We start from the raw sequence: 26,656 nt of genomic DNA on the forward strand, positions 1-26,656 counted from the left end.
GGTCAAGCCGCGTCAAAACTCAGGCGGCGACTTTCTTCGGCTTCTTCGCCGGGGCCGGCAATTGCACGATGTGCGTGCCCGCCAGCTTGTCGTGTAGAAATTGTCCATTGCCCGTGAACAGGGCCGTGCTGGACCAGGCCAGGATGCCGACACCGATGGCGCCCAGGGCCGTCCAGTGCTGCAAGTCCAGCAGGTACGACACCAGCAGGGCTGGCAGCAGCCACATCCATGACAGGACATAGCGGTAGGCGGCCACGCGCAGCGGCACGTGGGCGTGGCCCGGCAGCACGACTTTCAGGCGCCACGTCTTCATGGCCAGGGTTTGCCCTTCGCGGCTCCATTGATGGATGAAATACGCACCCATGACGAGGAAGGCCAGGCACTGGCGCATGTGTTCCGTCAGCGGCGTATGCGCGCCCTGCACGGCCAGCTCGAACAGCAGGAAGGGCAGGAACAGCACGGCCAGGGCCAGCAGCGACTCGTACACCATGGAAATCAGGCGGCGCTTGATCGTGGGATGGGAAGTGATGCTGGCGGCAGGCGTGCTATTTGGCATTGGTTGGCAGTGGGGCAGGCGTAATAGATGGCGTAACAGATGGCGTGACGGGCACGGTGGCGGGGGCCGCGGCGGGATCGCTCGGCACGGCCGTCGCTGCGGGCGCGGGCGGCAGGACGGGTGCGGCGGCCGCAGGCGCTGCCGGCGTGGCGGGCAGCAGGATCGGGGCCGGCTTGCTCGTATTCGAATTGATCGCGGGCACTTTTTCCAGCGGCTTTTTCGGCACGAGTTCCGTCGCCAGTTTTTTCTTTTGATCTTCCGGCAATTGCTGGTACTGCTCCCATTGCGCGGTTTTTTGACCAGGATCAATCTTCTTCGTGCGCGTATAGTTTTCGCGCACGAGGCGGCGCTGTTCCGGCGTCAGCTTGATCCATTCGCGCATGCGTTCATGCACGCGCGTTTGCTCGTCCGGCGTCATGGAGGCGAAACGGCTGGCAATATCGAGCCATTTCTGCTTGCGCAAGGCTTCCAGCTTGTTCCATTCGCTCGCCAGCGGCTGCAGTGCTTCCTGCTGCGCGCGCGACAACTTGTTCCACGAGGGATTCTCGCCGGTCTTGGGCGGCGTGCCGCCCTTGCCGGCCGTGCGGGGCGAACCGGGCTTGGCTGTCGAGGCCGGCGCGGGCGCCACCACGGGTGCGGCTGCCACGGGAGGAGCGGCGGGCGCGGCATGTTGCTGCGCGCCAACCCAGGCGGCGCCGGCCAGGGCGCAGGCACCCAGGCCGATGCCGCCGGCCAGCCAGCCTTTGCGTACGCTTGAGCGTGTCATTATTGCTCGCGTTTCGTCAGGTAGGCATTGAAGCCATGGTCCATGTAGGCGGAAAGCGGCAATTCGTCCGACAGCACGGCGGCGTCGATTTCTGCCAGTTCGGCAATATGTTGTTCTTGCTCAAACTGATAGATGCCCACCATGCCGCCGACCAGCAGCAGCAGGGGGATGATGACGCTCATGCGCCCCAGCCACGACAGCGGCTCGACAAACAGGCTGCTGGCCACGCCGGCGAACACATTCTGGCGCACGGCGACGGCGGCGGGCGCGTCCGCCTTCTTGCGGGACAGGGCCAGCTTGCGTGCCGCTGCCAGGCGATCGGTGGCCGATGCGGGCAGGTCGTCGAGTTTTTCGTTCAGTGCATGGCGCACTTTGTAAGCGAAATTGAGATCGTCGGTGTTCATAATTTAATTCCCTTGGCTTTCAGCGATTCGGCGAGCGTGTGGGTAGCTCTAGAGCAATGTGTTTTCACGCTACCTTCGGAGCAACCCATCGCTTCCGCTGTTTCAGCCACATCCATGTCCTGCCAATAACGCATGAGGAAGGCTTCGCGTTGACGTGACGGCAGTTTTTGTACCTCCGCATCAATCAAATCAAGGATTTGCGCGCGCTCGACCTGGTCGGCCGAGGATTCGGCGGCGCTGGAGCCCTGTTCCGATTCATAAGTGTCAAGTATATCAAAATCCTCATGCTCGTCGCCCGAGGGCTTCATGCCGGAAAACAGGCTGACCCAGGTGTTGCGGACTTTTTCGCGGCGGAAATAATCGAGGATGGTGTTTTGCAGGATGCGCTGGAACAGCATCGGCAGTTCGGCGGCCGGCTTGTCGCCGTATTTCTCGGCCAGCTTGATCATGGCGTCCTGCACGATGTCGAGTGCCGATTCTTCCTTGCGGACCGCGTAGGCGGCTTGCTTGAAGGCGCGCCGCTCGACATTTTCTAGAAAGTCGGATAATTCTTTGTCTGTTGCCATGCGGTATGGGGGATCTTAGCGGCTGCGGGTGCGGTGGGCGAAATGGGGGCGGGTATGCTTTTTGCAACCTCGTGCATGCTAGCAAAAAATGTGCGTTTCCGCAGAGTTTTTGCACTCCGTGCGCGCAAAATGGCCTTTCGGCTGACATTTTCCTTGACCATAATGGTGCGACGCGATACCGTATAGGACGCTTTGAACACCCCAAAGCCCTATGGTCAGGTCGCGACCGGCACACAAGGCCATCCGCGGCAAGACGCGCTTTCATTTGTAGGCAGTTTGTTCTAACCCGCGCCACAAGCGCGAGCGGTTCGTACAGGCGCCACAGAAACTCCGGCCAAACGAGTTGCGTTAAGCGTTGTTTTGTAAGGTATCTATGGGTGCCCAAAGAAATTGCGTGACCGCATGAAAAGGGAAGCAGGAGCACTGTCGCGCACAGCGAACTTCGTCAGGAAAGAACATCCGATCAATCTCCAATGGACCTTGAAAGGAATGTTTCATGAATACCGAAGCAGCAGCAGGACCAATTACGGGCGCAGAAATTGTCGTGCGCTGTCTGGCTGAAGAGGGCGTCGAGCACGTCTTTGGATACCCGGGCGGAGCCGTACTCTACATCTACGACGCCATCTTCCAGCAAAACAAATTCCAGCATATTCTGGTACGCCACGAGCAGGCCGCGATCCACGCCGCCGATGCCTATTCGCGCAGCTCGAACAAGGTCGGTGTCGCCATCGTCACGTCCGGTCCGGGCGTCACGAATGCCGTCACGGGCTTGTCCACCGCGTACATGGACTCGATTCCCATGGTGGTGATCTCCGGCCAGGTGCCGAGCCACGCCATCGGGCAGGATGCGTTCCAGGAATGCGACACGGTCGGCATCACGCGCCCCGTCGTCAAGCACAACTTCCTCGTCAAGGACGTCAAGGACCTGGCAGCGACGATCAAGAAAGCCTTCTTCATCGCCCGTACCGGCCGTCCGGGACCCGTGCTGGTCGATATCCCCAAGGATATCAGCATGCACAAATGCCATTTCGACTATCCGAAGGAAGTCGAGATGCGTTCCTACCGTCCCGTCGACAAGGGCCACTCGGGCCAGATCCGCAAGGCCGTGCAGCTGTTGCTGCAAGCCGAACGCCCGATGATCTACACGGGCGGCGGCGTGATCCTGGCAAATGCCTCGGCCGAGCTGAACAAGCTGGTCGACCGCCTGGGTTTCCCTTGCACCAACACCTTGATGGGCCTGGGCGGCTACCGCGCCTCGAGCGAGCAGTATGTCGGCATGCCCGGCATGCACGGCACCTATGAAGCGAACATGGCGATGCAGAATTGCGACGTCCTGATCGCCATCGGCGCCCGCTTCGACGACCGCGTGATCGGCAACCCGAAACATTTCGCTTCGCATCCGCGCAAGATCATCCACGTGGACATCGATCCCTCGTCGATTTCCAAGCGCGTCAAGGTCGATATTCCCATCGTCGGTAACGTCAAGGACGTGCTGATCGAGTTCCTCGCGCAGCTCGACGCGGCCGAAGCCAAGCCGAACGTCAATGCCTTGAGCAACTGGTGGAAGCAGATCGCCGAATGGCGCGGCCGCGAATGCCTGAAGTACCCGACCTCCGACCTCGTCATCAAGCCGCAATCGGTGGTGGAAAAGGTGTTCCAGATCACCAAGGGCGACGCCTTCATCACGTCCGACGTGGGCCAGCACCAGATGTGGGCTGCGCAATACTACGGTTTCGACAAGCCGCGCCGCTGGATCAATTCCGGCGGCCTGGGCACCATGGGTGTCGGCTTGCCGTACGCCATGGGCGTGCAGATGGCCAATCCGGACGCCACCGTTGCCTGCATCACGGGCGAAGGTTCGATCCAGATGTGCATCCAGGAATTGGCAACGTGCAAGCAGTACCACTTGACGCCGAAGATCATCATGCTCAACAACCGTTTCCTCGGCATGGTGCGCCAGTGGCAGGAAATCGATTACGGTTCGCGCTATTCCGAGTCGTACATGGATTCGCTGCCCGACTTCGAGAAACTGGCCGAGGCATATGGCCACGTGGGCATGAAAATTGAAAAACCGGGCGACGTCGACGGCGCCCTGAAAGAGGCGTTCGGCATGAAAGACAGGCTGGTATTCATGAACTTCATTACCGACCAGTCCGAAAACGTGTGGCCCATGGTGAAAGCCGGCAAAGGCCTGTCCGAAATGATGCTCGGCTCGGAGGACCTCTAATCATGCGCCATATTATTTCTGTCTTGCTGGAAAACGAAGCGGGCGCCCTGTCGCGCGTGGTGGGCCTGTTCTCGGCACGCGGTTACAACATCGAAACGTTGACCGTGGCGCCGACGGAAGACTCGACCCTGTCGCGCATGACCATTGTCACCAGCGGCTCGGACGACATCATCGAGCAGATCACCAAGCACTTGAACCGCCTCATCGAAGTGGTGAAGGTGGTGGACTTGACCGAAGGCCAGCATATCGAACGCGAGTTGATGCTGATCAAGGTTCGTGCCGTGGGCAAGGAGCGCGAGGAAATGAAGCGCACCGCCGATATCTTCCGTGGCCGCATCATCGATGTCACCGAAAAGACGTACACGATCGAATTGACCGGCAACAAGGTCAAGCTCGACGCGTTCATCGATTCGATCGACCGCGCCGCCATCCTGGAAACCGTCCGCACGGGTGGTTCCGGCATCGGCCGCGGCGAACGCATCCTCAAAGTATAAAAATACAAGCAGCTCTACGCGGCCCTGGCGCCGCATTTAAAACAACAACGCATCATCAAATTATAGGAAATACCATGAAAGTTTTTTACGACAAAGACGCTGACCTCTCCTTGATCAAAGGCAAAAACGTTGCCATCATCGGCTACGGTTCGCAAGGCCATGCACACGCCCAAAACCTGAACGATTCGGGCGTCAACGTCACCGTCGGCCTGCGCAAGGGCGGCGCGTCGTGGACCAAGGTCGAGCAAGCGGGCTTGAAAGTGGCGGAAGTCAACGACGCCGTGAAAGCGGCCGACGTCATCATGATCCTGTTGCCAGATGAAAACATCGCTCAGGTCTACAACGAAAACATCGCCCCGTTCGCCAAGCAAGGCGCCGTGCTGGCCTTCGCCCACGGCTTCAACGTGCATTACGGCCAAGTCGTGCCACGCGCCGACCTGGACGTGATCATGGTCGCGCCGAAGGCCCCGGGCCACACCGTGCGCGCCACCTACACCCAGGGCGGCGGCGTGCCTCACCTGATCGCCGTGTACCAGGACAAATCGGGCATCGCCCGCGATATCGCCCTGTCGTACGCGTCGGCCAACGGCGGCGGCCGTGCCGGCATCATCGAAACGAATTTCCGCGAAGAAACTGAAACGGACTTGTTCGGTGAGCAAGCCGTGCTGTGCGGCGGCGCCGTGGAACTGATCAAGGCCGGCTTCGAAACCCTGACGGAAGCCGGTTACGCGCCTGAAATGGCGTATTTCGAGTGCTTGCACGAACTGAAGCTGATCGTCGACCTGATCTATGAAGGCGGCATCGCCAACATGAACTACTCGATCTCGAACAACGCCGAATACGGCGAATACGTGACCGGTCCTAAAGTCGTGACGTCGGCCACCAAGGATGCGATGCGTCAATGCCTGAAAGACATTCAAACGGGCGAATACGCGAAGAGCTTCATCCTGGAAAACAAGGCAGGCGCACCGACCCTGATCTCGCGCCGTCGTCTGACGTCCGAGCACCAGATCGAAGAAGTGGGCGCGAAACTGCGCGCCATGATGCCTTGGATCGCGAAAAACAAGATGGTCGACCAGTCGAAAAACTAAGCATTTTTTGCTGATTCACCATAAAAAAGCCGGCGCAAGCCGGCTTTTTTATGTGCGCCGGCGCCTGGCAGGCAACATCCGTTACAATCAGGCCCATTCAACAATACCGTCAGCCTCATGCTTGTTTTTTCTAAAGTTTTTGTCGGGAATCTTCATGTGGTCAAGCGCCCCGTCGCGGTTGCCGTCAGCTGCTGGTTTCTGGTCATCGGCTCGCTGTTGGCGCTGGTGTCGGCTTTCCTCGGCCGCCACGACCCCGCCATGCTGGCCGCAATGGGGGACGGCGTGATTCCCGCCGAAGTGCAATACGCGATTTTGCTCTTCAGCCAGGGCATCACCCTGGTGGCAGCACTGGCCATGCTGCAAAGGCAGCGTGGCGCGCGCACGGTGTATCTGGTGTGGGGCGTGATCGACATTGCGCTCTGCCTGGCGACCTTGCCGGTCAAGATGGACGTCTTGCCTGGCGCGCTCATGTTCGCCGTCATCTGCGCCTTCCTGTACAGTCCGAAATCGAATGCCTGGTTTTCGCCACGCAAGGCGGCTAATGATGCCTGCATGACGCCAGCCTGAGCATGGCTGCCTGAACACGGCTATTTCCCTGCGCACGCCGTCGCGGCGTTTGCGCTACAATTCCGCCCTTCCTTTGCAGTTTCATATCGCTGCATCTGTTTCGGTATCTGCCGACCGCAACGCGCATTACCGCTATTTGATAGCACGCCAGGCTCGTTGAGGCGCTGCCTGCGCAACCCGAGGTACCCACATGACTGACCGTATGACCGCCGCCGTGCCTGTTTCAGGCTCTGCCGGCACTGCCATTTCCCGACGCTTTCCGCTGGCCGCCTTGCTGGCGCTGGCGATGACCAGCTTTATCGCCATCCTGGCCGAAACCTTGCCTGCCGGCCTGTTGCCGCAGATTTCGCAGGGCCTCGGCATTTCCGAAGTCATGACGGGTCAGCTCGTCACGGTGTTTGCGATCGGCTCCATCCTGACCGCCATCCCCCTGACCGCCATGACCAGCGGCTGGCGCCGCCGCAAGGTGCTGCTGCTGGCCGTCGGCGGCTTCCTGGTCTTCAATACCATGACGGCGCTGGCGCCCAATTACATGGTGGCGCTGGCTTCGCGCTTCCTGGCCGGCATGGCGGCCGGGCTGGCCTGGGGCTTGATGGCCGGCTATGCGCGCCGCATGGTCAGCGTGGAACAGCAGGGCAGGGCGATGGCCATCGCCATGATCGGTACGCCGCTGGCCCTGTCGCTGGGCGTGCCGCTGGGCACCTTGCTGGGCGGCGTGCTGGGCTGGCGCAGCATCTTCGGCATCATGTCCGGCCTGGCCGTGGTGCTGGTCGCCTGGATACTGGTGGCCGTGCCCGATTATCCGGGGCAAAGGAATGGCGAACGCCTGTCGATCCGCCAGGTGTTCATGACGCCGGGCGTGCGGCCGATCTTGGCGGTGATCGTCGCCTGGATGCTGGCGCATAACATTCTGTATACCTATATCGCGCCGTTCCTGGCGCCGTCCGGCTTGCGTCCCCGCATCGACCTGGTGCTGCTCGTGTATGGCGTGGGCTCGCTGGCCGGCATCTGGCTGGTCAGCCAGTTGATCGACCGCTGGCTGCGCCCGCTCGTGCTGGGCTGCCTCGCCGCGTTGGCCTGCGTGGTGGTGGCGCTGGGCCTGGCGATGGACTCGCCGGCCGTGATCTATGTCAGCATGGCCATCTGGGGCGTCACCTTTGGCGGCGCCGGCACCTTGCTGCAGACGGCGTCGGCCGACGCGGCCGGCGACGGCATGGATGTGGCGCAGGCGATGGTGGCGACCATCTGGAACGTGGCCATCGCGGGCGGCGGCCTGGCGGGCGGCGTGCTGCTGGACGGCTATGGCGCGGCCTCGTTCCCCTGGGCCATGCTGGCCTTGCTGCTGGTGGCCTTGACCATCGCCTGGCGCGCGCGGCGTTACAGTTTCAAGCCGGGCCGGCGCAGCGGCGGCCCGGTGGCGGGTCACTGATAACATTGTTATTTTGAATGACGGTGTATTGAAATGTGAGCAGATGTGACTGGCAAGCACATTTTGTGACGATTTGTTAATTTGCGCCACAGGAATGAATGAGGCGTTAGAATCTACACAGTTTGACAAGTTTCTCAAGCGAAAGAGGTGGCAACAGCCACCCCTTTCGCGGGCTGTCAGCCATATTAACTACCTAGGAGTACCCCATGACCGTGATGAAATCCGTCCTTGTTGCCGCCGCAGCCACCGTTGCCTTGAGCGCACAAGCCCAATCCCTGCCGACCAACGGCACCCTGGTGGTCGTACCCGCGTTTGGCGAAGTCAAGCATGTCAATGACCAGGTGGTCGCTACCCTGGCCGTCGAAGAACAGGACAAGGACAAGGCAGCCGCCGCGTCGCGAGTCAACCAGAAGATGAACAAGGGTATCGCCATCGTCAAGCAGGCCGATCCTTCTGCCGCGCTGAAATCGTATGGCTATTACACCTATCCCGTGTATCCGGAAGAGCGCCCATTGCCAGCCGGCGCCGTGGCCAAGCCGCGTTTGCCAACGGCCTGGCGCGTGGGCCAGTACCTGGAAGTGACGACGGCCAATCTGGCGACCCTGCCAAAAACCGTGTCGGCGGCGCAAGGCGTGCTGACCCTGAATGGCTTGAATTTCGGCCTGAAGCCGGAAACCATCCGCCTGCTGGACGATCAGCGCATCGCCGCCACGTATAAGAACCTGAACGAACGCGTGGCCGCCATCGCCAAGGCCATGGGCCGCAACGTTTCCGACGCCGTGCTCGATACGGTGGACTTCGAAGGTTCGGGCAACTATGTCACCGAAAACCGTGCTGCCGCCGCACCGATGATGATGCGCAGCGCCAAGATGGCCGAAGACAGCACCGTCGCCGAACCGAGCTTCGAGCCGGGCGAAACGACGCTCGACATGCGTGTCGTCGGCAAGGTCAAGTTCAAGTAAGTGCATTAGCGTGGAAACAATTCCGCGTTAGACTGTTTTGAAAATCATGGGGCTGTTGGCCCCATGGTCGTTTTTGCCCCATTATTTTTCAGGAGAACACCATGACCGTCATGAAAACCATGCTGGCCGCCGCTGTCGTTACCGCCGCCGCCACCGTTGCCCTGGGCGCACAAGCCCAGGCCTTGCCCACTTCCGGCACCCTCGTGGTGGTGCCCGCCAACGGCGAAGTCGTGCATGCGAATGACCAGGTGACCGTCACCCTGGCCATCGAAGAGCAGGACAAGGACAAGGCCGCCGCCGCCTCGCGCGTGAACCAGAAGATGAACCAGGGCGCCGCCATCGTCAAGAAAGCCGATCCGCAAGCCGTGCTGAAGACCCAGGGCTACTACACGTATGCCGTGTACCCGGAAACGGCGCCGCTGCCGCCAGGCGTCGCCGCCAAGCCGCGCGTGCCGACGGGCTGGAGAGTGGGCCAATACCTGCAGGTCACGACGACCAACCTGGCCGCCTTGCCGAAAACCGTTTCCGCGGCGCAAGGCGTGCTGACCCTGAACCGCCTGAACTTCGGCCTGGCGCCCGCCACCATCCGCAAGCTCGACGACCAGCGCATCGTCGCCGCCTACAGGAACCTGAACGAACGCGTGGCCGCCATCGCCGGCGCCATGGGCCGCAACGTCAATGACGCCGTGATCGACACCATCGATTTCGAAGGCTCGGGCAATTACGCGCAGCGCGTCAGCGTGGCCGGCGCGCGCAACATGAGTGCCGACGCCATGGGCTATGGCGGCAACCAGGTGGCCGAACCGAGCTTCGAGCCAGGCGAAACGACCCTCAACATGGGCCTGGTGGCGAAGGTCAAGTTCAAATAAGGCTAGCTTCGGGATCAATATTGTCAGCTTGACGCCGCCACGCTTTTCTTTGGCGGTAGCTCCTCTATAATGGCAATATCGGCGGGCGCATGGCGAGACAGTCATGCGCCTGCCATCTGGCACCGATTCCCCCGCAGTACACAAGATATGGAACAACATGGCAAACTTCCCCCGTCGTAGAGGCAAGAACGGCACTCCCGCAGCATCCAAAGCGTCCCGCTTCAGCAAATTCGTGCGCCAGCCGGTGACCGATGGCACTGGCAAGAAAACCTTGCGCCGCCGCGGCATCTATCTGTTGCCGAACGCCTTCACGACGGCAGCCCTGTTTTGCGGTTTCTACGCCATCGTCATGGCCATGAACCAGAAATTCGAACACGCGGCCTGGGCCATCTTCATCGCCATGATCCTCGACGGCCTCGACGGCCGCATCGCGCGCCTGACGAATACGCAGAGCGAATTCGGCGCCCAGTACGACAGCCTGTCCGACATGGTGTCCTTCGGCGCCGCGCCCGCGCTGGTGATCTACGAATGGTCGCTGCGCGGCATGGGCAAGCTGGGCTGGCTGGCCGCCTTCGTGTATTGCGCCGGCGCGGCCTTGCGCCTGGCCCGTTTCAACACGAATATCGCCGTGGTCGACAAGCGCTTCTTCCAGGGCTTGCCCAGCCCGGCGGCGGCGGCCATGGTGGCCGGCTTCATCCTGTTGATGAACGACCTGGAATTTGCCGGCAACCAGCTGGCCTGGGTGTCGTGGGCGATCGCCCTGTTTTCCGGCCTGACCATGGTCACCAACGTGCCGTTCTACAGCTTCAAGGATGTGAATTTCCGCAAGTCCGTGCCGTTCATCGTGGTATTCCTGCTGGCATTGTTCTTTGCGCTCATCTCCATCGACCCGCCGAAAGTGCTGTTCCCGATTTTCGTCGCCTATGGCCTGTCCGGCTACGCCGTGTTCTTCTGGCGCATGGCGAAGGGCAAGCCCGTCAGCATTATCCAGACCGACCCCGAGCATTGATGCGCTGAGTCGGTAGCGTCGCCAGTCTTCAGCCAGCCAGGAGCAGCCATGAGCACCAGCAACCGACTCATCATTTTTGACACCACCTTGCGCGACGGCGAGCAATCGCCGGGCGCCTCCATGACGCGCGAGGAAAAGCTGCGCATCGCCAAGCAGCTCGAGCGCCTGAAGGTTGACGTGATCGAAGCGGGCTTCGCCGCCGCCTCGCAAGGCGACTTCGAGTCGATACGGGCGATAGCCGGCGCCGTGCGCGAATCGACCATCTGCTCGCTGTCGCGCGCCAACGACCGCGACATCGCCCGCGCCGCCGAAGCGCTGGCGCCGGCCGAGCGCAAGCGCATCCACACTTTCATTGCCACGTCGCCCCTGCACATGCAGATGAAGCTGCGCATGACGCCAGAGCAAGTGCTTACGCAAGCGCAAAACGCCGTGCGCTACGCGCGCCAGTTCACGGACGACATCGAATTCAGCCCCGAAGACGGCAGCCGCTCCGACGAGGATTTCCTGTGCCGCGTGCTGGAAGCCGTGATCGCCGAGGGCGCCACCACCATCAATTTCCCCGATACGGTGGGCTACGCCGTGCCGGAAATCTTCGGCGCCACCATCCGCCGCTTGCGCGAACGCATCCCGAACTCAGATAAAGCCATCTGGTCTGTCCATTGTCATAACGACCTGGGCCTGGCTGTGGCCAATTCCCTGGCCGGCGTCATGATAGGCGGCGCGCGGCAGATCGAATGCACGGTCAATGGCCTGGGCGAGCGGGCCGGCAACACGGCGCTGGAAGAAGTGGTGATGGCGCTGCGCACGCGCGCCGCCTATTACAACTTGACGGTGGGTATCGACACGACGCAAATCGTGGCCGCATCCAAGATGGTGTCGCAAATCACGGGCTTTGCCGTGCAGCCGAACAAGGCCGTCGTCGGCGCGAACGCCTTTGCGCACGCGTCCGGCATCCACCAGGACGGCATCTTGAAGGCGCGCGAGACGTATGAAATCATGCGCGCCGAAGACGTGGGCTGGACGGCCAACAAGATCGTGCTGGGAAAACTGTCGGGCCGCAACGCCTTCAAGCAGCGGCTGCATGAGCTGGGCATCGCGCTGGAATCGGAAGCGGACATCAATGCCGCCTTCATCCGTTTCAAGGAACTGGCGGACCGGAAATCCGAGATTTTCGACGAAGACATCATGGCCCTCGTCAGCGAGGAACAGCAGGCGCAGGAGAGTGAGCACTACCGTTTCATTTCACTGACGCAGCAGTCGACGACGGGCGCCGTGCCCCATGCGCGCGTGGAATTCCTCGTCGGCGGCAAGCAACTGAGCTGCGAAGGGCGGGGCGACGGCCCCGTCGACGCCACCGTCAACGCCATCGAAAGCGCGGCCGCCAGCGGCGCGGAGCTGGTCTTGTTCTCCGTCAATGCCATCAGCACGGGCACGCAGTCGCAGGGCGAAGTCACGATGCGATTGTCGCGCGACGGGCGCATCGTCAACGGCGTGGGCGCCGACCCGGACATCATCGTCGCGTCGGCGAAGGCGTATCTGTCGGCACTGAATAAACTGCATGCCAAGGATGAGCGCATCGACCCGCAGCCGTAAGTCGGGGTCAGACTCGCCGGGTCTGACCCCAGAATTTGATGCTCACCGTACCAGAGTACGCTTGCGCTTCTTAGTCACCTCTCTCTTCCGCTCGCTACGGTTTTATCAGGCGTTGTTGCACAGGTAATGAATCAGCGGAAAAACCGCCGCTCCTCCTTGGCAGGGTCGGGTCCGTTCATCATCATGCGCACGATGCCGTCGTGGTCGAAGTGCACGTGCATCATGGAATCCCAGACGCCCGATTCCTTGTAGCGGTAAGACCAGACGTGCAGTTTCGGCAGCGACAGGTACGAGGTTTCCGTCGGGCGGCCCAGGGTGTGCAGCACATCTTGCTGGGTCGATACGCCCACCTTGATGCGGGCAAAGCCCGGCGTATCGAGCACTTGCTCGTAGGAAATGAGCTTGTCGTCGGGGCCGAAGCGGGCCATGTACGTGTACTGGCCGTAGGGGCCCGTCGCGTATTCCAGTTCCGCGCCCGTGGGCAGTTGGTAGATGTTGCTTGGCCGGCCCAAGCGCGCTTCCACGGCGGCGCGCGGCTCGCCCGGCTGCGGCGGCGGGACGTTCCAACTGGCGCAGCCGGCCAGGACGGCAAACAGCATGGGTGTTGCTAATTTGAGCAGATTTTTCATGTTTGACCTCCTGAAATGCAGGAAAACCCTATCATGCACCGAGAAAAGCGCGCACGGCAGGATACAGGCGGGCATTTTTCCGATATACTTGCGCGTCTGGTTGGCAGCATAGGCCAGTATTTTAATAATCGTAGTTCACGGTGGATAGGGTTCAGACTCTGTGCACCGCATGTGAAAGGTTTATCATGACAGTAGAAAACATCAACAAAGCCGCTATCATCGCGGACAACGCACGTGGTCAAAACGACACCGGCTCCCCTGAAGTGCAAGTTGCACTGCTGACAGCTCGCATCAACGAACTGAACGGCCACTTCAAAGCCCACTCGAAAGATCACCACTCCCGCCGCGGCCTGATCATGATGGTCAACCGTCGTAAGAGCCTGTTGTCCTACCTGAAGGCTAAAGACGCTACCCGTTATCGCGACCTGATCGCTAAACTTGGTCTGCGCAAGTAATTTTTGCCGTACAAGGTTTATACAGAAATGCCTGCGCCAGTTCGCTGACGCGGGCATTTTGTCATTTGAATTCCGGATTTATGTCGAGAAGTACAGTATTCTCTACCGATATCATGTTTTAAAAGTAAAGTAGCAAAGGTGGCAACAAGTAAAGGCAGCATTTTTACGCCGCCTGTGGTGAGGTGAACGACAGCCCCTGAAAATCTGTCGGCAATTAGAAAAGGGATACCCCATGTTTAACAAAGTTACGAAAACCTTCCAGTACGGTCAACATCAAGTGACCCTGGAAACCGGCGAAATCGCACGTCAGGCATCCGGCGCAGTGCTGGTGTCGATCGAAGATACCGTCGTTCTGGCAACGGTGGTGGCACGCAAAGATGCCAAGCCAGGCCAGGATTTCTTCCCTTTGACGGTTGATTATGTCGAGAAAACCTATGCTGCCGGTAAAATCCCGGGCGGTTTTTTCAAGCGCGAAGGCCGTCCTTCCGAAAAAGAAACACTGACATCCCGTTTGATCGACCGTCCTATCCGTCCGCTGTTCCCGGAAGGCTACCTGAATGAAGTGCAAGTCATCATTCACGTGTTGTCGGTCAACCCTGAAATCGATCCGGACATCGCCGCCATGATCGGCGCCTCGGCTGCCCTGTGCGTATCGGGCGTGCCTTTCAACGGTCCTATCGGCGCCGCGCGCGTCGGTTACGCCAATGGCCAGTACATCCTGAACCCGACCGTCCAGCAACTGAAAACGTCGGAAATGGACCTGGTGGTCGCCGGTACCGAAACGGCCGTGCTGATGGTCGAATCGGAAGCGAAACAGCTGTCCGAAGAAATCATGCTGGGCGCCGTGGTCTTCGGCCACGACCAGATGAAAGTCGTCATCGACGCGATTCACGACCTGGTGCGTGACGGCGGCAAGCCGGAAGTGGAATGGGCGCCTGCGCCGAAAAACGAAGCACTGATCGCCCGCGTCGCGCATTTCGCCAACGCCAAGATCAATGACGCGTATCAAACCAAGGACAAGCAAGAGCGTACGGCCAAGCTGAAAGCGGCGACGTCGGAAGTGATCGCCGACCTGTCGGCCGAAGCGGCTGCCGCCGGCGGCGCATCGATCGACAGCGCTGAAGTCAACAACATCCTGTTCGACATCGAAGCGAAAATCGTGCGTACGCAAATCCTGGACGGCGAGCCACGCATCGACGGCCGCGACACGCGCACCGTGCGTCCGATCTCGATCCGCACCAGCGTGCTGCCACGCACCCACGGTTCGGCCCTGTTCACGCGCGGCGAAACGCAAGCGCTGGTCGTCGCTACCCTGGGCACCGCCCGCGACAGCCAGAAGATCGACGCGCTGATGGGCGAGTTCACGGATTCGTTCATGCTGCATTACAACATGCCTCCATTCGCCACCGGCGAAACGGGCCGTGTCGGTACGCCAAAACGCCGCGAAATCGGCCACGGCCGCCTGGCCAAGCGCGCGCTGATCGCCGCCCTGCCAGCAGCTGAAGAGTTCAGCTACTCGGTGCGCCTGGTCTCGGAAATCACGGAATCGAACGGTTCCTCGTCGATGGCTTCCGTGTGCGGCGGCTGCCTGGCACTGATGGACGCCGGCGTGCCGATGAAAGAGCACGTGGCCGGTATCGCCATGGGCCTGATCAAGGAAGGCGGCAAGTTTGCCGTGCTGTCCGACATCCTGGGCGACGAAGATCACCTGGGCGACATGGACTTCAAGGTAGCCGGTACCCGCAACGGTATCACGGCGCTGCAGATGGACATCAAGATCATGGGCATCACCAAGGAAATCATGCAAGTGGCACTGGCGCAAGCCAAGGAAGGCCGCGAGCACATCCTGGGCGAAATGCAAAAAGCCATGCCGCACGTCAAAACCGAACTGTCCGATTTCGCACCGCGTCTGATCACGATCAAGATCAACCCGGAAAAAATCCGTGACGTGATCGGCAAGGGCGGCGCCGTGATCCGCGCGCTGACCGAAGAGACGGGCACCCAGATCGACATCAGCGACGAAGGCGTGGTCACCATCGCTTCCGTCGACGCCGCTGCCGGCCAGGAAGCCAAGCGCCGCATCGAGGAACTGACCGCTTCCGTCGAAGTGGGCAAGACCTACGAAGGCACCGTGCTGAAACTGCTGGACTTCGGCGCCATCGTGCAAGTCATGCCAGGCAAGGACGGCTTGCTGCACATCTCGCAGATCGCCAACGAGCGTGTCAACGCCGTGGCCGACTACCTGAAAGAAGGCCAGCTGGTGCGCGTCAAAGTGCTGGAAACGGACGACCGCGGCCGTTTGAAACTGTCGATGAAAGCTGCCGAAGGCAACGAAGCGCCAGCCGCTTAATGTCCTTCAGGTTCGCCTGAGTGCGGCTTCGGCCGCATGCTCAAAAACCGCCGGCGCGCAAGCCCTGGCGGTTTTTTTATGCGTCGCGTTTGCGCTGTATCGAAGGCGTGTGCCGCGTTGCCCGCCTGTCTGCACCGGCCTTGATCCAGCGCGTATCGGCCGCCGCTGCTCTCTGTAGATTCGGCATGGGATCTTCCCCTGAACGAGTCTTCCAAGGAGATGCAGCATGCGCACATACTGCGGGCTGGCCGCCGCCTTTCTGCTTGCCGTCGCGCCCGGTGTCCGGGCGCAGCTGGACAGCGCACCGACGCCGGTGCCGTTACCCATCCCTATCGCCGCCGCATCCGCGGCCATGCCGGTGCAAGACCTCGACGCCTTGCGCGCCGTGCATGCGCGCGAAATCAATGACCTCAGCACCTTCAGGACGGCGGGCTTGCAGCGCGAAGCCATCGATCCCTACCTGGACAGCGCGCCGGGCCAGCAATTCCTGCGCGAACTGCGCGCCGCCGATCCTGCCGCCCCGGCCGAGACGATTTACGCGCGCGCGGTCGAGCAGCTCGCCTCCGGCAGCACCTTGCCCGATGTGCAAGCCATGTCGGCCGCGCTGGTGAAGATCGTGCCGCATGGCCAGAATGTGTCGCCGTACTCGCCGTATTTCACCACCAGCGTGCAATTGCAGCTGGCCTCGGGCCAGTGCGCCAGCCTGGCCGACTGTTTCGGCTTGCCCTTGAAGAGCGAGGCGCCGCTGTATGATGTGTATCAGGTCATGCCCAAGGGTACCGTCAGCGTGTTCGTCAGCCAGGTGGCGCCGACGGAAGAGCTGGGCGGGCTGGTGCGGCGCCGTGGCGGGGCGCAGCAGTATTTGCTGCCCAACCGCAGCCTGTGGTCGGTCCCCGTGCTGATCGGCACGATCAAGAATTGAGGAGAGATGATGGATCAACCGCGCCTGCAAGCCCATGCCGCCGAACTGGAACAGTTGCTGGCGCGCCTGGCGCCCGCCGATGGGGAAGTGGCCGACCTGCGCAGCGCGCTGGAGCCGCTGCTGGCCCTGGCGGGCAGCGGCGCCTTGACGGCGCCCTTGCCGTGGGGCGACATCCCCGGCGGGCGTTATTTCACGGAAGGCGACTTGCGCCGTTACCCCGAACTGGAGCAGGCATTTGCCCGTTTCCGCATCGAGGCGACGGGCGGCGAATCGCCGGCCCTGCGCAAGCTGCGCGGCGAGATCTGATTAATATATGGTATCAATTGTTGTTTATGGGTAATTGACTGTCAGTATTGCTTGACGACAAAATCTTATTCCCTGACCATGGCGCATCCCTCCCGATTTTCTCTTTTTTATTGGATGCACCATGTTGTCCTCCCTTAAGGCGCGGCTGATCGCCATCGCCGTTTCCATCGTCGTGCTGGCCATGCTGGCCGTCGCCATCGCCAACTTCTTCACTACCCGCTCCAGCACCTTGGCCGCGCTCGACACGCAGATGCTGCAGTTGTCGCACAGCCATGCCGCGGCCATCGCCGAATGGCTGCGTTCCAAGCAAGCCGTCGTGGGCTCGCTCAAGCAGGGCGCCACGGCGGCCGACCCGCTGCCGGCCCTGAAGGCGGCCGAGCAGGCCGGCACCTTCGACATGGCGTATATCGGCTTTGCCGACAAGCACGCCGTCTTTTCGCAGGAGCGCAAGCGCGCCGCCGACTACGATCCCACGGCGCGGCCCTGGTACAAGCTGGCGTCCGAAGTGGGCGGCCCCATCATCACGGCGCCCTACATCGGCGCCAGTACGGGCAAGCTGGTGGTGACGTTTGCCGAGCCGCTGGGCGGCAAGGGCAGCGTGACGGGCGTGATGGCGGCCGACGTGATGATGGATGCGGTGGTGCAAAACGTCGCCTCGATCAAGCCGACGGCGTCCAGCTATGCCTTCCTCGTCGATGGCGGCGGCAAGATCATCGCCCACCCGGACGGCAAGCTGACCCTGAAGCCGCTGGCCGAGCTGGACCCGGGCCTCAGTGCGCAGGCGCTGGCCGATATCGAAAAGAGCGGCGACGGCGCCGCCATCCGCCTGGGCGAACGCAATGGCATCTTGCATGTGAGCAAGGTGCCGGGCAGCGACTGGCTGCTGGCGACCGTGCTCGACCGCGCAGAAGCGACGCAAGCCCTGAGCTCCATGCTGCGCGCCTCGGCCCTGACGGCCTTGCTGGTGCTGGCCCTGGCCGCCACGGTCTTGAGCGTGCTGGTGGCGCGCGCCTTGCGCCGCCTGGGCCTGGTGCGCGATGCGATGGAAGCGATCGCCACGGGCGACGGCGACCTGACCAGCCGCCTCGACGCGGAAGGCACGGACGAGCTGGCGCAGATTGCCAAGGCGTTCAACTTGTTCGTCGAAAAGATCGCCACCGTGCTGGTGCAGATCCGCAGCATCAGCACCCTGGTGCGCAGCGAATCGGCCGATATTGCCGCAGGCAACGCCGACCTGTCTTCGCGCACGGAAGCGCAGGCGGGCGCGCTGGAAGAAACGGCCAGTTCGATGGATGAGCTGACGTCGACCGTCAAGCAGAATGCGGAAAACGCGCATGCGGCCAATGAGCTGGCCGTATCCGCCTCGGAAGTGGCGGCCAAGGGCGGCCGCGTGGTGCAGCAAGTGGTCGGCACCATGGCCGGCATCCAGGAAAGCTCGCGCAAGATCGTCGACATCATCGGCGTGATCGACGGCATCGCCTTCCAGACGAATATCCTGGCCCTGAACGCGGCCGTCGAGGCGGCGCGCGCGGGCGAGCAGGGCAGGGGCTTTGCCGTGGTGGCGTCCGAAGTGCGCAACCTGGCGCAACGGTCTGCCGGCGCGGCGAAGGAAATCAAGGAATTGATCGGCGATTCGGTGGAAAAAGTCGATGCGGGCGGGCGCCTCGTCGATGAGGCGGGCCAGACCATGGACCAGGTGGTGGCGTCGGTGCAGCAATTGACGACCATCATGAGCGAGATCACGGTGGCCAGCCGCGAACAGAGCGCCGGCATCGGCGAGATCAATACGGCCGTCACGCACATGGATACCATGACGCAGCAAAACGCGGCCCTCGTCGAACAAGCCGCCGCTGCCGCGGAAAGCCTGCAGGAGCAGGCCGTGGACCTGGCGCAAGCCGTCGGCATGTTCCGCCTCGGCGATGCGGGTCCTGCCGCCGCGCCCGCGCCCGTGACCCGCCTCAAGGCGAAGCCGGCCGTTCGTGCTCCCGCGCCGCGCGCGCCAGCCCGCGCACTGTCGCCGGCCAAGCCCGTCAAGGCGGCCAAGTCCGGCGCCGACGAGTGGGAAGAGTTTTAAGCGTACAGCAATCGCGACGCTTATTTGGCACGTTCATCCGCGTTTTTGTCAGGCCAGCCTGCCAAAAGCGCAGTTCGTCGCAATCGGCGTGTCTGCCGGGAGCGGTATGGCTATAGTGACACCATACCGCAAGCCCACTGCCAGACACCCGAGGAGATTCAAATGAACGTCGCTAAAAACATGGAAGTCATCGCCGTTGCCGCCGCCATCCTGCTCGGCGCCAGCTGCTACGCCATCGCCCCGGCCGCCCCGGCCCTGCAAGTGGCCAGTTCCACGGCCACCCTGGCCGCGCCAGCGAACAAGGCGGCCATGCAAGTGGTGGTGGTCAAGGCCAAGCGCCTGACCGCCTTGGAAAAAGCCCGTTTTGCATAATTGATTGTCAGCAATTTTTGCTGCTGCTACAGTGGCAGCCAGCGGCGATGCGCGCGAGTCCCACGAGGGCGCCGCGACACATAAAAACAAGATACCGAGGATGCACTACATGAAAAAGACACTGCAATTGGCGCTGCTGTTCCTGGCGACTCTGGGCCTGGTGCGCGGCGCGGCCGCCGAGACCCGCTTGCTGGAAATGCGCAACATCGACGCCCGCGTGGTGCGCGTCAAGCTCGATGGCGTGATGGAGGTGCGCATTCGCCAGGGCAACGTGCCTTCGCTGAGCATCACGGCCGACAAGCGCTACATCGCCGATGTCAGCACGGCGCAAAGCGGCGATACCCTGCACATCGAAACGGAAGTGCGCGGCTTCAAGATCGGCCCTTCGTCGATACGCGCCGACCTGGTCTTGCCGAATTTGCGCGAGCTGAGCTCGGAAGGCTTCGGCAGCACGGACATCACGGGTTTCAAGGGCGAGGAACTGACCCTGTCGCTGGAAGGGGCGGGAAGCATCAAGCTGGTGGGCGACTACCGCAAGCTCAATGCCAGCCTGGGCGGCGTGGGCAGCATGCAGATATGGATCGGTAACAATGAGCGGGCCGAGCTGGACTTGCAGGGCGCGGGCTCTGTCGTGCTGGGCGGACGCGGACGACTCTTGAAAGCCAGCCTGGGCGGCCTGGGCAGCCTGAATGCGCAGCAATTCGAAGCGGACGCCGTGAACCTGGAATTGAGCGGCCTCGGCAACGCCACGGTGAATGCCCATACGAATGCCAAGCTGAACTTGAGCGGGCTCGGTTCGGTGGTGGTGTACGGCAAGCCGGTCAACCGCGATGTCAGCGTCGAGGGCCTGGGCAAAGTTAGCTGGAAGTAAAAGCATCCTGCCGCAGGCCTTTTGGCAGGACAAGAATAAGTAGTCAGACCACATCCCATTCCGATGAAAAAACTGATCATTACATTACTCATGCTGTTGACGATACAGCTACCCGCGCGGGCTGGCTTCGCCGAAGGCGCCAGTGCCTACAACAACAAGAATTACGCCTTGGCCTACAAGGAAATATTGCCCCTTGCCAAGACCGGCAACGCCGATGCCCAGCATTTGCTGGGCTTGATGTATTACATGGGACGGGGCTTGCCGCAGGATTACAAGCAAGCCATGTTCTGGCACCGCAAGGCGGCCGAGCAGGGCAAGGCCGACGCCCAGTATGTGGTGGGCGCCATGTATTACACGGGCAACGCCGTGCTGCAGGATCACAAGCAAGCCGTGGGCTGGTTCCGCAAGGCGGCCGAGCAGAACCATGCCGAGGCGCAGCAGGTGCTGGGCCTGATGTACCGCTACCACATGGGCGGCGTGCAGCAGGACAACGTCATCGCCTACATGCTGTGGAACCTGGCGGCGGCGAATGGCAACGCGAATGCGGCCGACCAGCGCGCCGCCGTGGTGCGCAAGATGACGCATGAGCAAGTCGAAGAGGGGCAAGCCCTGTCGGCGAAATGGAAGCCGGGCACGCCCTTGCCGCGCCAGTCGAAAACGGGCGCCGGTTAAGACGGGGCGGTGGTCTGCAGGGGAGGGCGGCTTGGCGTACAATCGCCGTTTTCCCTTGAGAGAGTCCCGCCATGCGTGCAGTTGCCATCAGCCAGCCAGGTCCCGCCGACGTTTTGCAGATCGCGGAACGTCCCATGCCGCAATATAAGGCGGGCGAACTGCTGATCAAGGTGCACGCGGCCGGCATCAACCGTCCCGACGTGCTGCAGCGCCTGGGCAAGTATGCGCCGCCCGCCGGCGCATCCGACTTGCCGGGCCTGGAAGTGGCGGGCGAAATCGTCGATGGCGACTTTACCAATACCGGATTCAGGAAGGGCGACCTCGTCTGCGCGCTGGTGCAGGGCGGCGGCTATGCCGAATACTGCGCCGCCCCAAGCGGCCAGTGCCTGCCCTTGCCGCAAGGCTTGACGGCGCTGGAAGGCGCGTCCCTGCCGGAAAACTTCTTTACCGTCTGGAGCAATGTCTTCGACCGCTGCGCGCTGCTTGACGGCGAAACGTTACTGGTGCAGGGCGGCACGTCCGGCATCGGCGTGACGGCCATCCAGCTGGCGGCCGCCCTGGGCCATCGCGTGTTCGCCACGGCGGGCAGCGACGAGAAGGCGCGCGCCTGCGAGGCGCTGGGCGCCGAACGGGGTATCAACTACCGCACGGAAGATTTCGTCGCCGTCGTCAAGGAATTGACCGGTGGCAAAGGCGTCGACGTCATCCTCGACATGGTGGGCGGCGACTACCTGCCGCGCGAAATCGATTGCCTGGCCGACGATGGCCGCATCGGCCTGATCGCCGTGCAGGGCGGCACCAAGGCGGAACTGGACCTGGGTAGCTTGCTGCGCCGCCGCCTGACGGTGACGGGTTCCACCCTGCGTCCCCGTTCCGTCGCCTTCAAGGCGGCCATCGCCAGCCATTTGCGCACGACGGTCTGGCCGCTGATCGAGGCGGGCAAGATCAAGCCCGTGATCTATCAAACTTTCCCGTTGGAAAAAGCCAACGAGGCGCATGCCTTGATGGAGGCGAGCACGCACGTGGGCAAGATCATGTTGCAAGTTGCCTGAAACGGGGCACTGCCTGTTTGACCGGCATCGGTGCCGGAGTTAGAATGACGGGTTATTAGAATTTAGGCTACTATGCGTCGCAAACTCGTCGTCGGAAATTGGAAAATGAACGGCAGTCGCACCTCGAACGCGGTGTTATTGTCTGAAATAGTTGCTGGCCTGGCTGCCTCTGGCGCCGCCAGCGCCGTCTGTGTGCCTGCGCCGTATCTGGCGCAGTGCCAGGCGCAATTGGCAGGCACGGCCCTGGGCTGGGGCGCGCAGGATGTGTCCGCGCACGCCAGCGGCGCCTACACGGGAGAAATCTCGACCGCCATGCTGCAGGATTTCGGCTGCAGCTATGTGGTGATCGGGCATTCCGAGCGCCGCGCCTACCATGGCGAGAGCGATGCGCAGGTGGCGGCCAAGACGGTTGCCGCGCTGGCGGCGGGCATCACGCCTATCGTCTGCATCGGCGAAACCCTGGCGCAGCGCGAAGCGGGCCAGACCAATGCCGTAGTGGCGCAGCAACTGGGCGCCGTGCTGGCGGCCATTGGTGACGACGACGTGGCGAAACTGGTGCTGGCCTATGAGCCAGTCTGGGCCATCGGCACGGGCAAGACCGCCACGCCGCAAATGGCGCAGGACGTGCATCAGGTATTGCGCGCCCAGCTGGTGGCAAAGAATGCGGTAGCGGCCGCCGGCGTGCAAATCCTGTACGGCGGCAGCATGAAGCCGGAGAACGCAAAAGAATTGATGGCGATGCCGGATATCGATGGCGGTCTGATCGGTGGAGCAGCATTGAAGGCGGCGGATTTCCTGGCGATTATTCACGCCGCTGATTGAATTACTTTAAACTAAGAATGGAATTGCAATGAACATGATGTTCAATCTGGTAGTGGTAGTACAGGTTATTTCGGCATTGTCGATTATCGCGCTGGTGTTGTTGCAGCACGGTAAGGGCGCCGACATGGGCGCCGCCTTCGGTTCGGGCGCCTCGGGCAGCCTGTTCGGTGCGACGGGTTCGTCGAACTTCATGTCGAAATCGACGGGCGTTGCCGCCGCGATCTTCTTCGGCGCCACCTTGGCCCTGTCGCTGATGGCGAATCAGCGCGCCACCACGGTCGGCGGCGGCGTGATGGATAAAGTCGTCAAGCCAGTGCCAGTCACCGGCGCGGGCGCGATCCCGACGACGGTGCCAGCAGCTGCTCCAGCTGCCAGCGCTCCGGCAGCGGCGGCTCCGGTTGCCAGCACCCCGGCCGGCGCGATTCCGAAGTAATTCTGTATCAGCTCGATACCTCATCGAGAGTAATTCTCATTACGGGCAGATTATTGCTCAATGTTTTAGCAGTGCGGCAGGAAAAAATCGTGGCGCGCTGGAAGATGTAAAAATTTATCGTTTTTATCTGTGTTTTGATGCATTTGTGCATTAACTTTAGCGGCAAAGCAGAGTAGAATACGGGCCTTACCGCCGACGTGGTGAAATTGGTAGACACGCTATCTTGAGGGGGTAGTGGCGAAAGCTGTACGAGTTCGAGTCTCGTCGTCGGCACCAGAAATCAGAAGCCAGCAACGGCGCACGAGCCATGGCTCGTACAAAGTTGCTGGCTTTTTTTACGAGGATGTGTCGTTCGATCCTGGTCTTAGCTTTGATTGGGGTCGTGCGTTAGATACGCTGCAAATGATCGCAGCGTCCTCATTTAACCGATCGTTCAATATAAGCTCATCAATCGTGAACCTCGAAAATTACTTCCCCGTCCTGCTGTTCATTATTATCGGCCTTGGTGTCGGTATCGCTCCCCAGCTCCTGGGGCGCCTGTTAGGCCCTAACAAGCCCGACGCAGCAAAACTCTCCCCGTACGAATGTGGCTTTGAAGCATTCGAAGACGCGCGCATGAAATTTGATGTGCGCTACTATCTGGTCGCAATCCTGTTTATTTTGTTCGATCTGGAAACGGCATTCTTTTTCCCATGGGGCGTTGCAATGCGCGACCTGGGCTGGGCCGGTTTCGTCACGATGATGGTGTTCATCGCTGAATTCGTGGTCGGATTTTGGTACATTTGGAAGAAAGGTGCCCTTGACTGGGAATAAGCCATGGCTATTGAAGGCGTATTAAGCGAAGGTTTCATCACCACCTCGGCCGACAAGCTGATCAACTGGGCGCGCACCGGGTCTATGTTCCCGATGACGTTCGGTCTGGCCTGCTGTGCGGTCGAAATGATGCATGTGGGCGCAGCCCGCTACGATATGGACCGTTTCGGCGTCGTGTTTCGTCCGTCGCCGCGTCAGTCCGACGTCATGATCGTTGCCGGCACCCTGTGCAACAAGATGGCGCCGGCCCTGCGCAAGGTCTACGACCAGATGGCAGAGCCACGCTGGGTCATCTCGATGGGTTCCTGCGCCAATGGCGGCGGGTACTACCATTACTCCTATTCCGTGGTGCGCGGTTGCGACCGCATCGTGCCCGTCGACGTGTATGTGCCTGGCTGTCCTCCGACCGCTGAAGCCTTGCTGTACGGCATCATGCAGTTGCAGAACAAGATCAAGCGTACCAGCACGATCGCACGCTAACGGGGCCGCTTCAGATTATGACAACACATTTAGAAGTATTGCAAAACGCCCTCGGCACTGCCCTGGGCGATCGCGTTAGCACGACGGTTGCGCTGGGGGAAGCCACCCTGGTCGTCAAGGCCGAGGACTACCTGGCCGTGATGCAGACCCTGCGCGACGATCCGACCCTGCATTTCGAGCAATTGCTCGACCTGTGCGGCGTCGACTACTCGACCTATGGCGACGGTAGCTGGGATGGCCTGCGTTTCGCGGCCGTTTCGCACTTGCTGTCGGTCAAGCACAACTGGCGCGTGCGCGTGCGCGTGTTCGCGCCGGACGACGACATGCCGCTGCTGCCCTCCGTGGTCGGCATCTGGCGTGCCGTCAACTGGTACGAGCGCGAAGCATTCGACCTGCTGGGCATCCTCTTCGAAGGCCACAACGACTTGCGCCGCCTGCTGACCGACTACGGTTTCATCGGCCATCCGTTCCGCAAGGATTTCCCCGTCTCCGGCTATGTCGAGATGCGCTACGATCCGGAACAAAAGCGCGTGATTTACCAGCCCGTGACGATCGAGCCGCGGGAAAACGTGCCGCGCGTGATCCGCGAAGAACATTACGGGATGAAATAATGGCTGAGATTAAGAACTACACCCTGAACTTTGGGCCACAGCATCCGGCCGCGCACGGTGTGCTGCGCCTGGTGCTGGAGATGGATGGCGAAGTCATCCAGCGCGCCGACCCGCATATCGGCCTGCTGCACCGCGCCACCGAAAAGCTGGCTGAACAGAAGACCTACCTGCAATCCGTGCCGTACATGGACCGTCTCGACTATGTGTCGATGATGTGCAATGAACATGCATACGTGATGGCCATCGAAAAGATGCTGGGCCTGGAAGTGCCGCTGCGCGCGCAATACATCCGCGTCATGTTCGACGAGATGACGCGTATCCTGAACCACCTGATGTGGCTGGGCACCCACGCGCTGGACGTCGGCGCCATGGGCCCGTTCCTGTATTGCTTCCGCGACCGCGAAGACTTGTTCGACGCCTACGAGGCAGTGTCGGGCGCGCGCATGCACGCGGCCTACTACCGTCCGGGCGGCGTATACCGCGATTTGCCGGATGCGATGCCGCAGCACAAGGCGTCGATCATCCGCAACGCCAAGGCCATCGGCAAGCTGAACGAAAACCGCCAGGGCTCCCTGCTGGACTTCATCGAAGACTTCGCGCGCCGTTTCCCGAACTCGGTGGACGAGTACGAAACCTTGCTGACCGACAACCGTATCTGGAAACAGCGTACCGTCGGCATCGGCGTGGTCTCGCCGGAAGATGCGCTGGCCATGGGCTTTACGGGCGCCATGCTGCGCGGCTCGGGCGTGCAGTGGGATTTGCGCAAGAAACAGCCGTACGAAGTATACGACTTGATGGATTTCGATATTCCTATCGGCACCAACGGCGATTGCTACGACCGCTACCTGGTTCGCGTGGAAGAGCTGCGCCAGTCGAACCGCATCATCAAGCAATGCGTGGAGTGGCTGCGCAACAATGAAGGTCCTGTCATGACCAGCAACCGCAAGGTGGCGCCTCCGGGCCGCGTCGACATGAAGACCAACATGGAATCGCTGATTCACCACTTCAAGCTGTTCACGGAAGGTTTCCACGTGCCGCCAGGCGAGGCCTACAGCGCCGTGGAACATCCGAAGGGCGAGTTCGGCGTGTACCTGGTGTCCGACGGCGCCAACAAGCCGTACCGCATGAAACTGCGCGCGCCAGACTACGCCCACTTGCAGTCGCTCGACGAGATGGCGCGTGGGCACATGCTTGCCGACGCCGTGACCATCATCGGGACGCAAGATATCGTGTTCGGCAGTATTGACCGCTAAGAGGCAAA

The 26,656-nt window shown here is 61.4% G+C and carries 29 protein-coding genes and 1 tRNA gene; 25 read left to right on the forward strand and 5 right to left on the reverse strand.

The features are described from left to right. Positions 1–19: 19 nt before the first annotated feature. The 4 genes from CLU94_RS21700 to CLU94_RS21715 are packed head-to-tail and all read right to left on the reverse strand — an operon-like array spanning position 20 to position 2,292. Positions 20–556 carry an RDD family protein gene (locus CLU94_RS21700; protein WP_099667145.1) on the reverse strand — a complete coding sequence of 179 codons (537 nt, stop codon included), beginning with the start codon at positions 554–556 and terminating at the stop codon, positions 20–22. Next, on the reverse strand, positions 546–1,322 hold the full coding sequence (locus CLU94_RS21705) for a DUF3106 domain-containing protein (RefSeq protein ID WP_099667146.1): 777 nt from the start codon (positions 1,320–1,322) through the stop codon (positions 546–548). The genes CLU94_RS21700 and CLU94_RS21705 overlap by 11 nt, the downstream gene beginning before the upstream one ends. Then, positions 1,322–1,726: a DUF3619 family protein gene (locus CLU94_RS21710; RefSeq protein WP_099667147.1), complete on the reverse strand. Its 405-nt coding sequence runs from the start codon at positions 1,724–1,726 to the stop codon at positions 1,322–1,324. Before CLU94_RS21710 ends, CLU94_RS21705 begins: the two co-directional genes overlap by 1 nt. Beyond that, entirely contained in the window at positions 1,723–2,292 is a 570-nt protein-coding gene (locus CLU94_RS21715) for an RNA polymerase sigma factor (protein ID WP_034779551.1), read from the reverse strand. The genes CLU94_RS21710 and CLU94_RS21715 overlap by 4 nt, the downstream gene beginning before the upstream one ends. 496 nt (positions 2,293–2,788) lie before the next feature. Here CLU94_RS21715 and CLU94_RS21720 point away from each other — a divergent pair, with 496 nt between their 5' ends. The 9 genes from CLU94_RS21720 (at position 2,789) to CLU94_RS21760 (ending at position 12,533) form a co-directional block, all read left to right on the forward strand. Then, a complete protein-coding gene (locus tag CLU94_RS21720) occupies positions 2,789–4,519 on the forward strand; it encodes an acetolactate synthase 3 catalytic subunit (RefSeq protein ID WP_099667148.1) in 1,731 nt (576 codons plus the stop codon). A gap of 2 nt (positions 4,520–4,521) precedes the next feature. Further along, positions 4,522–5,013, forward strand: a complete 492-nt coding sequence (gene ilvN, locus CLU94_RS21725; protein ID WP_010399754.1) for an acetolactate synthase small subunit — start codon at positions 4,522–4,524, stop codon at positions 5,011–5,013. Positions 5,014–5,087: 74 nt separating this feature from the next. After that, a complete protein-coding gene (gene ilvC, locus CLU94_RS21730) occupies positions 5,088–6,104 on the forward strand; it encodes a ketol-acid reductoisomerase (RefSeq protein WP_034750044.1) in 1,017 nt (338 codons plus the stop codon). A gap of 156 nt (positions 6,105–6,260) precedes the next feature. Further along, the gene (locus CLU94_RS21735; RefSeq protein WP_099667149.1) at positions 6,261–6,671 is read left to right on the forward strand and encodes a hypothetical protein; all 411 of its coding nucleotides are present in this window, start codon (positions 6,261–6,263) and stop codon (positions 6,669–6,671) included. 190 nt (positions 6,672–6,861) lie between these two features. Next, entirely contained in the window at positions 6,862–8,100 is a 1,239-nt protein-coding gene (locus tag CLU94_RS21740) for an MFS transporter (protein ID WP_218965311.1), read from the forward strand. A 206-nt stretch (positions 8,101–8,306) separates the two neighbouring features. Further along, positions 8,307–9,062 (forward strand): SIMPL domain-containing protein, encoded by a 756-nt coding sequence (locus CLU94_RS21745; protein WP_099388393.1) that lies wholly within the window; start codon positions 8,307–8,309, stop codon positions 9,060–9,062. A gap of 101 nt (positions 9,063–9,163) precedes the next feature. After that, positions 9,164–9,931 (forward strand): SIMPL domain-containing protein, encoded by a 768-nt coding sequence (locus tag CLU94_RS21750; RefSeq protein ID WP_099667151.1) that lies wholly within the window; start codon positions 9,164–9,166, stop codon positions 9,929–9,931. Positions 9,932–10,088: 157 nt separating this feature from the next. Beyond that, positions 10,089–10,940 (forward strand): CDP-diacylglycerol--serine O-phosphatidyltransferase, encoded by an 852-nt coding sequence (gene pssA / locus CLU94_RS21755; RefSeq protein WP_077407095.1) that lies wholly within the window; start codon positions 10,089–10,091, stop codon positions 10,938–10,940. Between the two features lie 48 nt (positions 10,941–10,988). Beyond that, complete coding sequence (locus CLU94_RS21760; RefSeq protein ID WP_099667152.1) at positions 10,989–12,533, forward strand: 2-isopropylmalate synthase; 1,545 nt, start codon at positions 10,989–10,991, stop codon at positions 12,531–12,533. Positions 12,534–12,664: 131 nt separating this feature from the next. Here CLU94_RS21760 and bamE read toward each other — a convergent pair whose 3' ends face one another. Continuing rightward, the gene (gene bamE, locus CLU94_RS21765; protein WP_099667153.1) at positions 12,665–13,162 is read right to left on the reverse strand and encodes an outer membrane protein assembly factor BamE domain-containing protein; all 498 of its coding nucleotides are present in this window, start codon (positions 13,160–13,162) and stop codon (positions 12,665–12,667) included. 185 nt (positions 13,163–13,347) lie between these two features. On the opposite strand from bamE, the gene rpsO reads away from it, so the two are divergent. The 16 genes from rpsO (at position 13,348) to CLU94_RS21845 (ending at position 26,648) form a co-directional block, all read left to right on the forward strand. Further along, positions 13,348–13,617 carry a 30S ribosomal protein S15 gene (gene rpsO, locus CLU94_RS21770; protein ID WP_010399743.1) on the forward strand — a complete coding sequence of 90 codons (270 nt, stop codon included), beginning with the start codon at positions 13,348–13,350 and terminating at the stop codon, positions 13,615–13,617. Positions 13,618–13,849: 232 nt separating this feature from the next. Beyond that, a complete protein-coding gene (gene pnp / locus CLU94_RS21775) occupies positions 13,850–15,967 on the forward strand; it encodes a polyribonucleotide nucleotidyltransferase (RefSeq protein WP_010399742.1) in 2,118 nt (705 codons plus the stop codon). A 226-nt stretch (positions 15,968–16,193) separates the two neighbouring features. Then, complete coding sequence (locus tag CLU94_RS21780) at positions 16,194–16,889, forward strand: hypothetical protein (RefSeq protein ID WP_099667154.1); 696 nt, start codon at positions 16,194–16,196, stop codon at positions 16,887–16,889. Positions 16,890–16,898: 9 nt separating this feature from the next. After that, a complete protein-coding gene (locus CLU94_RS21785) occupies positions 16,899–17,195 on the forward strand; it encodes a hypothetical protein (RefSeq protein ID WP_099667155.1) in 297 nt (98 codons plus the stop codon). Positions 17,196–17,316: 121 nt separating this feature from the next. After that, the gene (locus CLU94_RS21790; RefSeq protein WP_180278727.1) at positions 17,317–19,269 is read left to right on the forward strand and encodes a methyl-accepting chemotaxis protein; all 1,953 of its coding nucleotides are present in this window, start codon (positions 17,317–17,319) and stop codon (positions 19,267–19,269) included. 162 nt (positions 19,270–19,431) lie between these two features. Next, positions 19,432–19,641, forward strand: coding sequence for a hypothetical protein (locus CLU94_RS21795; protein WP_099667156.1), 210 nt, complete (start codon positions 19,432–19,434; stop codon positions 19,639–19,641). Positions 19,642–19,750: 109 nt separating this feature from the next. Further along, positions 19,751–20,512 carry a GIN domain-containing protein gene (locus CLU94_RS21800; RefSeq protein WP_099388387.1) on the forward strand — a complete coding sequence of 254 codons (762 nt, stop codon included), beginning with the start codon at positions 19,751–19,753 and terminating at the stop codon, positions 20,510–20,512. A 63-nt stretch (positions 20,513–20,575) separates the two neighbouring features. Next, entirely contained in the window at positions 20,576–21,184 is a 609-nt protein-coding gene (locus tag CLU94_RS21805) for a tetratricopeptide repeat protein (protein WP_077407077.1), read from the forward strand. A gap of 71 nt (positions 21,185–21,255) precedes the next feature. Then, a complete protein-coding gene (locus CLU94_RS21810) occupies positions 21,256–22,236 on the forward strand; it encodes an NAD(P)H-quinone oxidoreductase (RefSeq protein WP_099667157.1) in 981 nt (326 codons plus the stop codon). Positions 22,237–22,308: 72 nt separating this feature from the next. Beyond that, positions 22,309–23,058, forward strand: a complete 750-nt coding sequence (gene tpiA, locus CLU94_RS21815; protein ID WP_099667158.1) for a triose-phosphate isomerase — start codon at positions 22,309–22,311, stop codon at positions 23,056–23,058. Between the two features lie 28 nt (positions 23,059–23,086). Continuing rightward, positions 23,087–23,491 carry a preprotein translocase subunit SecG gene (gene secG / locus CLU94_RS21820; RefSeq protein WP_034749996.1) on the forward strand — a complete coding sequence of 135 codons (405 nt, stop codon included), beginning with the start codon at positions 23,087–23,089 and terminating at the stop codon, positions 23,489–23,491. A 191-nt stretch (positions 23,492–23,682) separates the two neighbouring features. Next, a tRNA-Leu gene (locus tag CLU94_RS21825) sits at positions 23,683–23,767 on the forward strand. 177 nt (positions 23,768–23,944) lie between these two features. After that, positions 23,945–24,304 (forward strand): NADH-quinone oxidoreductase subunit A, encoded by a 360-nt coding sequence (locus CLU94_RS21830; protein WP_010399734.1) that lies wholly within the window; start codon positions 23,945–23,947, stop codon positions 24,302–24,304. A gap of 3 nt (positions 24,305–24,307) precedes the next feature. Then, positions 24,308–24,784, forward strand: coding sequence for a NuoB/complex I 20 kDa subunit family protein (locus CLU94_RS21835; protein WP_010399733.1), 477 nt, complete (start codon positions 24,308–24,310; stop codon positions 24,782–24,784). Positions 24,785–24,801: 17 nt separating this feature from the next. Continuing rightward, positions 24,802–25,395, forward strand: coding sequence for an NADH-quinone oxidoreductase subunit C (locus CLU94_RS21840; RefSeq protein WP_099667159.1), 594 nt, complete (start codon positions 24,802–24,804; stop codon positions 25,393–25,395). Beyond that, entirely contained in the window at positions 25,395–26,648 is a 1,254-nt protein-coding gene (locus tag CLU94_RS21845) for an NADH-quinone oxidoreductase subunit D (RefSeq protein ID WP_034749992.1), read from the forward strand. Before CLU94_RS21840 ends, CLU94_RS21845 begins: the two co-directional genes overlap by 1 nt. Positions 26,649–26,656: the final 8 nt, after the last annotated feature.

This window comes from Janthinobacterium sp. 13 (genome assembly GCF_002749695.1).
GTDB classification, from domain to species: Bacteria; Pseudomonadota; Gammaproteobacteria; order Burkholderiales; family Burkholderiaceae_D; genus Janthinobacterium; species Janthinobacterium kumbetense.